Origin of the sequence: Streptomyces uncialis (genome assembly GCF_036250755.1) — a bacterium.
GTDB lineage: Bacteria > Actinomycetota > Actinomycetes > Streptomycetales > Streptomycetaceae > Streptomyces > Streptomyces uncialis.
Map to the genome: position 1 here is coordinate 8,217,182 of NZ_CP109583.1, position 12,388 is coordinate 8,229,569.

Below are 12,388 nucleotides of genomic sequence, written 5' to 3' on the forward strand. Positions count from 1 at the left end.
GCTATCAGCCGGGCGAGCCGCCGCTGTGGGGGTGAGCGGGTCGGTGGCGCGGTCCGCCGAAGCGCGCCCACCGGGATCGCTCCGGCGTCGGTGGGCATGCACCGCTTGGTCCGAGCACCGTCCGCCGGGGGTCCGGTCCGCCGCCGTTCGCGGCTGCTCCCCGGTGGCCACCCGTGCCGCGTCCCGGGCCCATCGGCGTCGCGGGCTCCAGGTATCGGCCTGAGGGCCGACGATCAGCGGATGTGATACTCGAACCATGGCATCACGTATGACAGGGCGCGGCCGACGTGCGGCAGGCCCTGCCCCGGTACGGATCGCGCGTGCCACCGCCCGGGACGCCAAGCGGCTCACCGCGATGGTCCGGGGCTCGCGTGCCTATGAGGGGCCGTACGCGCCGATGATCGCGGGGTACCGGGTGGGTCCCGACTACATCGAGGCCCACGAGGTATTCGCGGCGCTGGGGGAAGGCCCGGAGGAAGGGGCGCTCCTCGGTTTCTACGCCCTGCTCCTCGGCCCGGCCGAGCTCGACCTGATGTTCGTCGCGGACCGGGCGCAGGGCCGGGGGATCGGCCGCGCGCTCGTCGCGCACATGCTGGACCGGGCGCGGGAAGCGGGGCTCGACTCCGTACGCGTCGTCTCCCATCCGCCGTCCGAGGGCTTCTACCTCGCAGCGGGCGCGCGGCGCACCGGCACCGTCGCGGCGAGGCCGCCCGCCGTCCACTGGGACCGGCCCGAGCTCGTCTTCTCCGTACCGCGGGCCGACGACCGAGGGTGAGCGGGACGGGCCCGCGACGACCGCTGGGTGCGGGACGGGGCCCGCCGGGTGCCGGACGGGCCCACGGCGACCGAGGCCGAGCGGGACGGCCCGCGACGAACCGCGAGGACGCGGGACCGGCCGGTGTGACCGGGCGCGGGGCACGGCCCCCGCCGGACGCGGGGTGCGGTGACGGGAGCGTTCAAGAGACGCGGCGACAGGGCTTTCTCGCTCGAACTCCCGTTCCTTGCTGAGCAGTTCGGGTGTCCGGTCCCCTCCGCTGCGACATACTGGCGGCGTCGAAGCGGCTCCCACGGGGCCGTGTTCGCGACGTTCCGCGCGGGAGCGCGCGGAGGTGACCCGACCGGGGACGCGTGCCGTGCGGGGAGCGATGAACCCGGACCCATCAGGAGGAACTCCATGCCCGAGGTCAAGGAAAGCCCGCGCGTCGCCGTGTACGGGCTGGGGGCGATGGGGCTGGAGATCGTCAGGATTCTCTACCGCCGCCACGCGCGCGTCGTCGCGGGGATCGTCCGCCCCGGGTCCGACAAGGACGGGCGGGACCTGGGGGACCTGGCCGGTGTCCCCGGGCTCACCTTCCCGGCCCGCGGCGACGCCTCGCAGGCCCTGCACGAGGCCGCGCCCGACATCGTGGTCGTCACCGTCAGCACCTACCTCGACGACACCCAGTTCGGGATCTTCTCGACCGCGGTCCGCGCCGGGGCCCATGTGATCACGCTGGCCGAGGAGATGCTGTACCCCTTCGCCACGGACAATCCGCTGGCCCGGGAGCTGGACACGCTGGCCCGGGAGCACGGTGTGACCGTGACGGGCACGGGGCACCAGGACGCCTACTGGGTCAACCTCATCAGCGTGCTGGCGGGGTCGACCCATGACCTCGGCGGGATCGAGGGCCGGCTCGCCTGGAACGTCGACGACTTCGGCCCCGCCCTCGCGGAGCAGCAGCGGGTCGGCACGACCACCGAGGACTTCAGCCGCTGGCTGGCCGGCACCGAACGGCCGCCGAGCTTCACCCACTACTCGCTGTACGCCCTGGCCGCAGCCGTCGGTCTGACCCCGGACGGCACCGCGGAATGCGTGACCGAGCCGGTGCTCGCCGAGCGGGACGTCCACAGCAAGGCCCTGGGCACGACGGTGCGCAGCGGGACCCTTCTGGGCTACACCGACACCGACACCCTGCGGACAAAGGAAGGGATCACGCTCTCCGTCAGCTCGCAGGGGAAGGTCTACGACGAGCATGAGACGGACTACAACGAGTGGCGGGTCACGGACGGATCGGGCAAGCCGACACTGCATCTGCGCAACAGTGATCTGAGTACGGCGCACACCACCTGCGCCAGCCTCGTCAACAGGATCCCGGACGTCATCGCGGCGAGGCCGGGAATCGTCACCGTGGACCAGCTGCCCCAACTGCGCTACTGGACGGGCCTCCATCTGGCCTGACCTGGCCCGAACTGGCCGTAGGGCGGTCCTGGCCCGGTGCGCCGCCCGCCGCCGGACCGGGTCACCCCGATGCGGCGGCGGGCGCCGGGCGCTACGCCGCGCCACCCTTCCCCGTACAGGCGACGGCCTCGTTCAACCGGGTGACGATCGCGTTGGTGTCGGCCCTGCCGTACAGGCTCACCGCGGTGACGCCCTGCCGGTGGCCGTCCGCGTCACCGAACAGATAGGCCGCGCTGCCGTGTATGCCGCCCGCGTGGCCCCACAGCGGCCCGCAGCCCAGCCCGTCGAGTGAGTCGAGGCGCTGGATTCCCAGCCCGTACCGCACGCCGAGCCCGGTCGGGACGGTGCGCTTCATCTCGGTCAGCTCGGCGGGGCGCAGCAGGGTGCCGCGGAACAGGGCCGAGTGGAAACGTGCCAGGTCGGCCGTGGAGGAGACACCGGCCCCGCCCGCCCCGGCGACGGACGGGTTCAGCTCGGTGGTGTCCACCGGACCGGTTGGCAGCCGGGTGTAGTTGCGGGCGTGCGGGCCCCGGATCAGGGGTGAGGCGGATGGCATGGACGTGTCCCGCAGCCGCAGCGGGCGGACGATCCGCCGTTCCACCTCCTGGTTCCAGGTGCGGCCCGTCACTCGCTGGACGAGCATCCCGGCGACGAGGTAGTTGGTGTTGGAGTACCGCCAGCCCTGCCCCGGCGGGAAGTGTGGGGCACGCTCGGACGCCTCGGCCACCATCGTCGCCGCCGAGTACGTCCGCCAGCGGTCGGTACGCACCCAGCGCGCGAGCCCGGCGTCGTCCACGGGGACGTACCGGGGGTCGTCGGTGTAGTCGTACAGGCCGCTCGTGTGGTTGAGCAGTTGGCGGACGGTGATGCGGTCACCGTCGGGGAGCACTCCGGGCAGGTAGGTCTCCACGGGCTCGTCGAGCGTTATCCGCCCCTCGCCGACCAGTTGGAGCACCACCGTGGCGGTAAAGGTCTTGGTGATGCTGCCGATCCGGAACCGTCCGGCCGGGTCGACCTGCCGCCCGGTGCCCCGCACGGCCGTGCCGGCCGCGCCCTTCCACACCGTACGGCCGCCCTCCACGATCCGGGCCATGTCCCAGGTGGCCGCCCCGCTGTCTACCACCGTCCGCAGTACGCGCAGCCGTTCGGCCGGATCGACGCCGGTGACCCGGGCCGGCGCACCGGTGGTCGGCGTGGCGGAAGCGGCGGGTGCGGCGGGTGCGGCGGAAGCGGCGGGTGCCTGCGGGGCCAGGGTGCCCACCAGGCCGGCTGTGGCCAGCATCAGCACCCCGGCGCGCGTGGCGGCCCGTCGGGACATCGGGTTCGGCGAGCGGTCGTTCATCCAAGGTCTCCTTACCTCGTGCGGGACACCTCGCGTGTCCACCGTCGTACGCCACCGGCGGACCCGCCCGTGGACGGGCGGGTCCGCCGGTGGCACGGCCTTCCGGGTACGCCGGTGCGGGGGGCACGGGTGGGCGGACGCGGTGGTGGGCGCCGTGGTGGCGGGGCCACTGCCCCGGGGTTCGGCCGTACTTGGAGCGTAGGAAGGGAGACGGGTGCCCCACCATGGCGCGCGCTCCCCGTCCGCACGGGAGCGGGATATCCCCCCCGTGGTGGTATCCGCTCCACCTTGCCCGCAGCCCAGCGGCTCTGAAATCCGTTGGTCGGGACGGCGCGGGCGGTGCACACTCGCCGTCATGTCTACGACGCTCCAGGCCGGGCCGCTCTGTACACGTGAGTCGCTGGCCCATGAACTGCGGGGGCTGGGCGTGACCCCCGGCGAGACCTTGCTCGTGCACTCCTCCCTCGGTTCGCTGGGCTGGGTGTGCGGCGGCGCCGTCACCGTCGTCCGCGCGCTCCTCGATGTCCTGGGTACGGACGGGACCCTCGTGGTGCCGACGCACTCCGGTGACAACTCGGACCCCGCCGGGTGGGTGAACCCGCCGGTGCCCGAGTCATGGTGGGCGGACATCCGCCGGTCGATGCCCCCGTACGACGCGGACCTCACCCCCTGTTTCGGGGTCGGGATCGTCCCGGAGACGGTGCGCGGCTGGCCGGGAGCCGTGCGCAGCGCGCATCCGCAGACCTCCTTCGCGGCCGTCGGTCCGCGTGCCACGGGCATCACGGACGGCCACGCACCGGACTGCCGCCTCGGGGAGCGCAGCCCGCTCGCCCGGCTGGAGGCGGCCGGGGCGCGGGTGCTGCTGCTCGGGACGGGCTACGGCGCCTGCACCGCGTTCCATCTGGCCGAGTACCGGGTGCCGTCGCCGACGGCCGACAACTCCTTCGCGGTCATGACGTCCGGGGGCCGCCGCTGGACCACCGTGCGGGACGTCGCGATCCGCGAGGACCGGTTCGACGAGCTGGGCGCGGCGTTCGAGAAGGAACACCCCGTGGTCCGTGGCCCGGTGGGCGCGGCCGAGGCCCGGCTGTTCCCGCTCGCCGACGCGGTCGCCCACGCCACCGGCTGGCTCGCGGAGCACCGGCCGTGGCCCGCGCATGACTGATCCGGTGCGGCGCCCGCGGTCCGTCGGCGTGGCATCCCTGGTCCGCTCGCGCGGCACCCCGGGGTCACTTGACGGCGCTTCTCGTGCAGCGCCGTCGCCTCACCCGCCGGCGAGCGCGCGGGCCTCCTTCGCGATCAGCGCCGCGCGTGGCGCGGGCAGGCCCCGGCCGTGCTCGGCCCAGCGGGCCAGCTGCCGGTAGTGGCCGTGGCCCAGCATGGTGGTGAGGGTCGCGACATGGTGGTCGGCGGCGCCCGAGGTCAGGATCAGATGGGCCAGCCCGGTCCGGGACGCCCGGAGGGTGAAGGCCGACTCGGCGGTGGCCGTGCCGCCGGGACCGGTGACCGTGGCCCGCAGGGTGTGCTCACCGGCGCCGAGCGCGGTCAGGTCCAGCGGCTCGCCCGCCTCGACCGGACGGCCGTCCAGCGTCAGCCGCGTCGAGGCGGCGCCCGACGACTGCACGGCCGCCACCGGCACCTGCGCCCGGTCCAGCCGCGCGCCGGGGGCCGGGGACGTCACCGCCACGGCCGGTGCCGTGGGACGGTGCTGCCGGGACGCCGCGTTCCAGCCGACGAGTTCGGCGGGACGATTGGTGATGACGGCGTCCACACCGGCCTCCTCCAGGGCCGCCCAGCGGTCGGGACTGTCGACGGTCCACACCATCACCGCGACCCCGGCGTCCCGCAGTTCGGCCACCGCCCCGGGCCGCGCGCCCAGCGCCGCGTCGGACGGGTTGTACGAGGTGAGGCCGAGTTCCCTCGCCACGGCCACCGGATCGGCGTCCAGGGTGCCGCGCAGCAGACCCAGGGGAAGTTCGGGCGCCAGCTCACGGGTGTACCGGAGCGCGTCGGGCTCGAAGCTCTGTACGAAGACCCGGTCGGTCATCCGCTGCTCACGGATGATCCGGACGATCGTGGCGACCTCGTCGCGGGAGTGCCTGCCCTTGATCTCCAGCAGCATGTCACCACCCCGCTCCCGCAGATCGCCCAGCTGCGCGGCGAGGGTGGGCACCCGGTTCCCGGCGAAGGCGGGACCGAACCACGACCCGGCGTCCAGCGCGTCCAGTTGGGCCGAGGTCAGCTCGCGGACCGCCCCGCTGCCGTCGGTGGTGCGGTCGACGGTGCTGTCGTGCAGCACGTACGGGACGCCGTCCTTGCTGGGCTGGACGTCGTTCTCGATGTACTCGGCCCCGCCACGGCGACCCACCTCGTCGGCGACCAGGGTGTTCTCCGGCGCCGCGGACGAGGCGCCGCGGTGCGCGATCACGGTCAACGGGGCACCCGGCGGCCGGAGATGGCCTCGGTCGGGCAGCGCCGTGATCCGCAGATCGTCGAAGGACACGGTCGCGCCGTTGACGACGAGCGCCTCGACACCGTCCGCCGAACGGGCCACCCGGCTGGTACGCAAGGCCTCACGCCCGTCGACGGACCAGCGGGCCCGGGAACCATGGACCTCCACCGCGAGCCGCACGTCACGGCCGGTGCCGACGGCCGACGGGGCCGGTCCGGTGTCGGTCACGTCCCAGGTGTTCCCGGCCGTACGCCGGGCGAACTCCAGTCCGTTCGCGGCGGTGGTACCACTGCGCACGGTGGCCAGCGACCACGGCACCGAACCGTCCGCGGGCACGTCCAGCCCCAGCGCGGCCCACCGGGAGGGGTCCGTCACCGACTCGAACCGGGCGGTCACCTCCATCCGGAAGTTCTTGAGGTGCGCACCGAAGGTGATCCGGCTCAGGACCCCGGAATGGGCGGACGAGCCGTGCAACCGGCCGTCCCGCACCTCCCAGTTCCCCTCGACGGCACGGAATCCAGGAGGCAGCGCCTTACCGGGGAACCCGGTGGCCAGCACCACCTCCTTCCCGGCCGCCCCCCTGCCCTCCTCGGTGGGAACGGCCCCCGCGGGCACGGGGACGGACAGGGCGGTGAGCGTGGCGGTCACCAGGAACGCCAGGAACGCGGCTGACGTACGAAGCGATCGGACTGACATGCCAGGAAAGGTAGGGACCCCGGACGAACGGCCGTGTACCCGTGGGAGAACAGCGCCCGGCGGTCGCGTGACCGCATCCGTACCGGGCCCTTTCCGGCCTTCCGGGCACTCGTTGCCACATCCGCTGTCGAGGCACTTCCCGGGTGTGGCAGAGTCGGGCCGCGAGCCGGTCCGGGGGGCCGGCGGGCCGTGGTGACCGGATACGGCACCCCGGCCGAGTGGTGAGGGAGACTTGTTGTGGCGCGGGTGATCGACGGCCGGTTCGAGCTGCTGACACGGCTCGGCGGCGGTGGCATGGGACTGGTGTGGCGGGCGCGCGACCTGGCGCTGAACCGCGAGGTGGCCCTGAAGGAGGTACGCCCCCCGGACCCGGCGCTCGCCGAGTACGACCCCGAGGGCGCCCGCGCGCTGCGCGCCCGGGTACTGCGCGAGGCCCAGGCCCTGGCCCTGATCGACCACCCCAATGTGGTCACCATCCACCACATCGTGGACGGCGGCGAACACCCCTACCCTTGGCTCGTCATGGAGCTGGTCACCGGGGGCTCGTTCCAGGAGCGGCTCGACCAGGGCGGCCCCCTCTCCCCGGTGGCGGCGGCCGGGATCGGGCGCGGGGTGCTCGCCGGGCTGCGGGCCGTGCATGCCGCGGGCATCCAGCACCGGGACATCAAACCCCCGAACATCCTGCTGCGCCCGGACGGCCGTCCCGTCCTCACCGACTTCGGCATCGCGGCCATCCAGGGCTCCACCGCCCTCACGATCGCCGGTTCCGTCATCGGCACCCCCGACTACATGGCCCCCGAACGAGTCGGCGGTCAGGACGGCGGCCCGGCGGCCGACCTCTGGTCGCTGGCCCTGATGCTGTACGTCGCGGTCGAGGGCCGCCATCCGCTGCGCCGGGCCAACACCCTCGCCACCCTCGCCGCGGTGCTCAGCGAGGACGTGCCACCGCCCCGGCAGGCCGGCCCGCTCGCGTCGGCCCTGATGGCCGTCCTGGTACGGGACCCGGCGGCGCGGCCCGACGCCGAGGAACTGGACGAACTGCTGGCCGCAGCGGAGTCGGGGACGACGGCGGTGCCCAGGTCCCCGCGCGGTACGCCTCCGGGCCCGGCCGCGCAGCCGGATCCGGACGCCGTTCCCGGTGAGCCGACCTCCTACGCCCTGGCACCCCCCGAGCGGCCCGCCGAGCCTGCCGACTCGTCCCCGTCCCCCTCCCTGTCGCCGTCTCCGTCCCGGCGGGAGCCCTCCGTGGTTCTTTCCCGGCCCCCCGGGCCGCCGCCTTCGGGGGACCCGCGGCGGATCCGGCGCAGACGCGGCTTCGCGTACGCGGCGCTCGTGGCCGTCCCGCTCGTCGGCGTCCTCGTGTGGAACCTGCTCCCGGACAGCGGCGACGACCCCGACGCCGCGGGCGGCGGACGTTCCACCAAGTCGCCCCAGGTGTCCGGTTCGAGCGGTGCCGGGCAGCTGACCGTCGGGATCAAGTTCGACCAGCCCGGCTTCGGGGAGCGGGACCAGGACGGCAAGTTCAAGGGCTTCGACGTGGACGTGGCCACCTACATCGCCCGCCATCTGGGCCGCGACCCCGCCGACATCGTGTGGAAGGAAGCCGTGGCCTTCGAGCGCGAGTCGATGCTCAAGGAGCAGGAGGTCGATCTGATGGTGGCCACGTACACGATGAACGAAAGCCGGGAGGAGGAGATCGACTTCGTCGGCCCCTACCTCGTGGCCCATCAGGACGTGCTGATGAGCATCGACAACATGGCCATCGCCAGGCCGTACCACCTGAACGGCAAGAAGGTCTGCTCGGTGACCGGTACCTCTCCCGGGCGCACTCTCCAGAACACGGTCGCCACCCAGGCCGTGCTCGTGGAGCGTCCCGGATACACCCAGTGCCTGACCGATCTGGCGAACGGCACGGTGGACGCGGTCACCACCGACGACGCGCTGCTCGCCGGGTACGCGGAGCTGAACCCCGGCAAGTACCGTCTCGGCGGCTTCAAGATGAGCGACGAGAGGTACGGTATCGGCCTTCCGCCGAACAGCCTCCTCAAGCAGAGGGTGCAGGCGGCGCTGGACAAGATGATCGCGGACGGTTCCTGGAAGAAGGCCCTGACGCGCAACCTCCCGCTGCTGCAACGGGACTCACCTACCTCGTGACACACCGGTAGGGCGCGACCCCGGGGCGCGGGTGTCCGCCGGGCCGCGCCGCCCGGGGGAACGTCACGCCAGCGTCTGGGCCGCGTACACCGCCCCGGTCGTCGTGGCGAGGGTGCCGAGGAGGAGCCGTAGCGCGGTGTCGGGGAGGCGGGGCTGGAGCAGGGCGCCGAGGTAGCCGCCGACCAGTCCGCCGAGACCGCAGGACAGGCCGAGGAACCAGTCCGGGGCGACGGTCCCGTCGCTGACGAGCGACAGCAGTGCGAAGGTGGCGGCGCCGACCACCGAGGTCGCGAAGGTCGCGGCGAGCGCCGCGGGCGCGACCCGGGCGACCGGCATCCCCCGGCCGACGAGCACCGGCCCCAGGAGGGAACCGCCGCCGATGCCGTAGATCCCGCCGACCACACCGACGGCGAGGGCGAGGGCGGTGACCGTCCGCGGGGACGGTTCGCCGCCCGGTCCCCTCCGGGCCGGTCGCAGGGTGCGGGCACACAGCCACAGGCCCAGGGGCAGCAGCAACGCGGCGATGAGGAGCCGGAAGACGGCGGGACCGGGCAGGACGAACACCCGCAGCGCGGCCCCGGCGACCACACCCGGGAGTGTGCCGAGGACCAGACGCCGGGTCAGCGGGCCGCGCAGGGTGCCGTGCCGCCGGTAGCGCCACAGGGCGCCGGGCCCGGCGACGACGTTGAAGAGCAGATTGGTCGGGGTGACCGCCGGGTTGGGTACGCCGAACACACTGAGCTGGACCGGGAGCAGGAACACCGCGCCCGACACCCCCACCGGCGCGGTGACCACCGCGATCAGCAGTCCGGCGGTCAGCCCGCCCAGCCCGGCCACCCAGTCCACAACAGCCCCCCGGCGCGACGACGTCGGCCATCAGTATCCCCGCCGCGTCCGTCCCCCAGCGTCCGTGTCCGGGCCCGCAACCCGCAACCCGTACCGCTCCGGCCCGCGCTCGTACCCGTACCGCTCCGGCCCGTGCTCGTCCCTGTCCCCGTGCCGTCCCCGACTTGTCCCTGATCCGGCAGCCCGTGCCTGTGCCTGTGCCCGGCCCGTGTTCGTTCCGCCCTCGCCCTTGTTCCGGCCGCTCCGGCCCGTCCCCGTCCCCGCTCCGTCCCCGCTCCGTCCTCGTTCCCGCTCCGTCCTCGTTCCGGCCGTGCCGCCCGGCTTCCGTCCCGTCCCGGGTCTCAGCGGCCGACGGGGTCCTCGTGGGCCGCGTCCCCGGGCTGTACCAGGGCGAGATGGCCGCCGTCGTCGAGCGGGGTGGGCACCCGCAGTGTGGTGACATGGGTCCCGGCCGTCGAGTCGATCACCTCGATCTCGCCGTGGCCGCCCCGGCTCACGGCGATGAGCGGGCCGCCGGGTGAGGCGGCGATCGCCCGGCGCTGCACCCCGTCCCAGGGGGTGCCGCCCCGCTTGGGCGCGCCGTCCATCGGGGGCAGCGCGATCCGCGCGCTGATGCGCGGCCCTTCGGGATCGAGCAGGATCAGCTCGTCCCCCTCCGGGTGGACCCGCGCGTAGGCGATCCGCCGCGCGGCGACCGCGAGGCGGAAGACCAGCCCGCGGCCCAGCGCGAGCCGGCCGGTGGTGCGCCGGTCGAGGGCGTGCCACCAGGCGCCGTTCTCCCATTCGGGCCAGCGTCCCGGGTCGGCGGGACCGGAGCGGACGCAGGACCACAGCAGCCGGCGGACCGGGTCGAGCCGCAGATAGTAGCCGCGTCCGGGGCCGCCCCAGCCGAGCGGGGTGCCGGTGGTGAGCCCGTCGCCGGCGCGGCGGGCGCGGTGGACTCCCGAACCGGCGGCGGCGTACAGCGTTCCCGTGCGCGGGTCATGGGCGTCGCCGTGTCCGTCGTCGTCGGACAGCCGAAGGCCGCCGGCCGGTACGGCGGGCGGGCAGGACGGCCCGGCGGCCAGCAGATCGGCGTGCCGGTAGGCGGTCAGCGAGCCGGGCTCACGGTGCCGCAGCACGACGAGGGCGTCCTCGGCGCCGGGCCCGCTCGGGGCGAGGACCGTGACCCCGGGCTCCCCGACCCGCGTCCGGACCCGCGCCGACCGGGGCGCCGCGGGGTCCGTGAGGTCGATCACGGTCAGCAGATCGCTCCACGGCTCATCGTTGCGGCCCAGCCCGGTGGTGACCGCGAGCAGCCTTCCCGACGGGTCGGCGGCCAGATGTTCGGCGGGTACGGCCACCGGCACGGTCGCCGTGACGAGGGGCCGTCCCCGGTCGGGGCCGTAGGGGTCGAGGACGACGAGTTCGCCCGCCAGGTCGTCGACGAAGGCGGTGCGTCCCCCGGGCAGCGCCAGGAATCCGGCGTGCTCGGCGAGGTGGCGGCCCTCGACCAGCCCCGCCGTCTCACCGGACGGGAGGTCCAGCACCCGTATGTTCCCGGCCACTTGATCGGCGACGAGGAGTCGGGGCGGGGTGACGGGCACGGGCGGCATGGCGGCTCCTGGTCGGGGCGGGGGAGGGGGCGTGACCCATTCTATTGAGAATGATTATCATGAGCGCCTGTTTTGGTGAAAGAAAGAAGGAAGAGATGTCCCGACACGATCTGCGGGCGGCCCGGCGCTGGACCGCCGCCGCCGTACTGGCGGCCCTGCTGGCAGGCTGCGGCACGAGCACGGACGGCGGCGACGCCGGAGAGGACGGCCGGGCCGCCTCGGAACGGACCGACGTGCGGGTCGAACCCATAGCGGAGCGCCGGAAGATCACCGACGCCAAGGGTGAGACCGTCGCCACCCCCGCACCACCCCGGCGCGTGGTCTGCCTGGTCGCCCTCTGCGACGACATGCTCGCCGAACTCGGGATGACCCCCACCGCCACCAACAGCCAACTCCTCGCCCACCCGCGCTTCCTGGGCAAGGCCAAGGCGGCGCGCGTCCCCGTCGTCCCCGGCGGATTCCTCAGCCCCGAGGCCGAGGCGATCCTGTCCCACGAGCCGGACCTGGTCATCGGCCTCGGTGACACCCACGGCAAGCTCGCCCCCGCGCTGAAGGGCGCCACGGTCTTCTGGCCCGTGCAGCCCGCCCGCTGGCAGGACAGTGTCGGCTACCTCCGGGACCTCGCCGCGCTCACCGGCCGCACCACCGAGGGCGAGGCGGCCGAACGCGCGTTCCGCGAGAAGCTGGCCCGCGCCGAGCGGGCCCGCAGCGAGCGGACCGCGCTGGTCATCTTCGGCAGCGACGAGAACTTCGGGGTCGCCACCGAGGGCAACGACGTCGCCGCCGGACTCCTCCCCAAGATCGCCTCCTACCCCTGGCGCAGCCGCGGGGTGGAGGGCTCCTACAGCATGGAGGAGATCCTGGCCCGGGACGTGGACGTCCTCTTCGTCGAAACTCTCTCCTTCGGCGGCCCCGCCGAGGGCAAGCTGTCCGAGAAGCTCGCCAAGAACCCGCTCTGGTCGCGCATCCCGGCCGTCAGGAACGGCGCGGTGCACGAGGTCGACCCCGAGGTATGGGCCAAGGGCCGCGGCACCCGGTCCCTCGGGATCGTCCTCGACGAGGCCACGGCCAAGCTGAAGTGAGCC

At 73.9% G+C, this 12,388-nt stretch carries 9 protein-coding genes; 5 read left to right on the top strand and 4 right to left on the bottom strand.

Annotated elements, in window-relative coordinates:
- Window positions 1–256 precede the first annotated feature (256 nt).
- Together OG711_RS34500 and OG711_RS34505 are read left to right on the top strand one after the other, a co-directional pair.
- Window positions 257–775: a GNAT family N-acetyltransferase gene (locus OG711_RS34500; protein WP_329562543.1), complete on the top strand. Its 519-nt coding sequence runs from the start codon at window positions 257–259 to the stop codon at window positions 773–775.
- Between the two features lie 399 nt (window positions 776–1,174).
- Window positions 1,175–2,218 (top strand): dihydrodipicolinate reductase, encoded by a 1,044-nt coding sequence (locus OG711_RS34505; RefSeq protein ID WP_329562545.1) that lies wholly within the window; start codon window positions 1,175–1,177, stop codon window positions 2,216–2,218.
- A gap of 91 nt (window positions 2,219–2,309) precedes the next feature.
- Here the strand turns inward: OG711_RS34505 and OG711_RS34510 are convergent, their stop codons facing one another.
- Window positions 2,310–3,560, bottom strand: a complete 1,251-nt coding sequence (locus OG711_RS34510; RefSeq protein ID WP_329562547.1) for a serine hydrolase domain-containing protein — start codon at window positions 3,558–3,560, stop codon at window positions 2,310–2,312.
- 355 nt (window positions 3,561–3,915) lie between these two features.
- Between OG711_RS34510 and OG711_RS34515 the strand changes: the two genes are divergently transcribed.
- Window positions 3,916–4,725 carry an aminoglycoside N(3)-acetyltransferase gene (locus OG711_RS34515; RefSeq protein ID WP_266512317.1) on the top strand — a complete coding sequence of 270 codons (810 nt, stop codon included), beginning with the start codon at window positions 3,916–3,918 and terminating at the stop codon, window positions 4,723–4,725.
- Between the two features lie 99 nt (window positions 4,726–4,824).
- On the opposite strand, the gene OG711_RS34520 is transcribed toward OG711_RS34515, so the two are convergent.
- The gene (locus OG711_RS34520; protein ID WP_329562549.1) at window positions 4,825–6,708 is read right to left on the bottom strand and encodes a glycerophosphodiester phosphodiesterase; all 1,884 of its coding nucleotides are present in this window, start codon (window positions 6,706–6,708) and stop codon (window positions 4,825–4,827) included.
- 237 nt (window positions 6,709–6,945) lie between these two features.
- Here OG711_RS34520 and OG711_RS34525 point away from each other — a divergent pair, with 237 nt between their 5' ends.
- A complete protein-coding gene (locus OG711_RS34525) occupies window positions 6,946–8,862 on the top strand; it encodes a bifunctional serine/threonine-protein kinase/glutamate ABC transporter substrate-binding protein (protein ID WP_405674383.1) in 1,917 nt (638 codons plus the stop codon).
- A 63-nt stretch (window positions 8,863–8,925) separates the two neighbouring features.
- Here the strand turns inward: OG711_RS34525 and OG711_RS34530 are convergent, their stop codons facing one another.
- Together OG711_RS34530 and OG711_RS34535 are read right to left on the bottom strand one after the other, a co-directional pair.
- Window positions 8,926–9,708: a sulfite exporter TauE/SafE family protein gene (locus OG711_RS34530; protein ID WP_266512311.1), complete on the bottom strand. Its 783-nt coding sequence runs from the start codon at window positions 9,706–9,708 to the stop codon at window positions 8,926–8,928.
- A 341-nt stretch (window positions 9,709–10,049) separates the two neighbouring features.
- Window positions 10,050–11,303 (bottom strand): hypothetical protein, encoded by a 1,254-nt coding sequence (locus OG711_RS34535; RefSeq protein ID WP_266512308.1) that lies wholly within the window; start codon window positions 11,301–11,303, stop codon window positions 10,050–10,052.
- 95 nt (window positions 11,304–11,398) lie between these two features.
- Here OG711_RS34535 and OG711_RS34540 point away from each other — a divergent pair, with 95 nt between their 5' ends.
- A complete protein-coding gene (locus tag OG711_RS34540; protein ID WP_073795753.1) occupies window positions 11,399–12,385 on the top strand; it encodes an ABC transporter substrate-binding protein in 987 nt (328 codons plus the stop codon).
- The last annotated feature ends 3 nt before the right edge of the window (window positions 12,386–12,388 follow it).

Coding starts and splice junctions, on each gene's coding strand:
- OG711_RS34520 (WP_329562549.1), bottom strand. CDS start 6,708: ATGTCAGTCCGATCGCTTCGTACGTCAGCCGCGTTCCTGGCGTTCCTG.
- OG711_RS34510 (WP_329562547.1), bottom strand. CDS start 3,560: ATGAACGACCGCTCGCCGAACCCGATGTCCCGACGGGCCGCCACGCGC.
- OG711_RS34540 (WP_073795753.1), top strand. CDS start 11,399: ATGTCCCGACACGATCTGCGGGCGGCCCGGCGCTGGACCGCCGCCGCC.
- OG711_RS34515 (WP_266512317.1), top strand. CDS start 3,916: ATGTCTACGACGCTCCAGGCCGGGCCGCTCTGTACACGTGAGTCGCTG.
- OG711_RS34505 (WP_329562545.1), top strand. CDS start 1,175: ATGCCCGAGGTCAAGGAAAGCCCGCGCGTCGCCGTGTACGGGCTGGGG.
- OG711_RS34535 (WP_266512308.1), bottom strand. CDS start 11,303: ATGCCGCCCGTGCCCGTCACCCCGCCCCGACTCCTCGTCGCCGATCAA.
- OG711_RS34500 (WP_329562543.1), top strand. CDS start 257: ATGGCATCACGTATGACAGGGCGCGGCCGACGTGCGGCAGGCCCTGCC.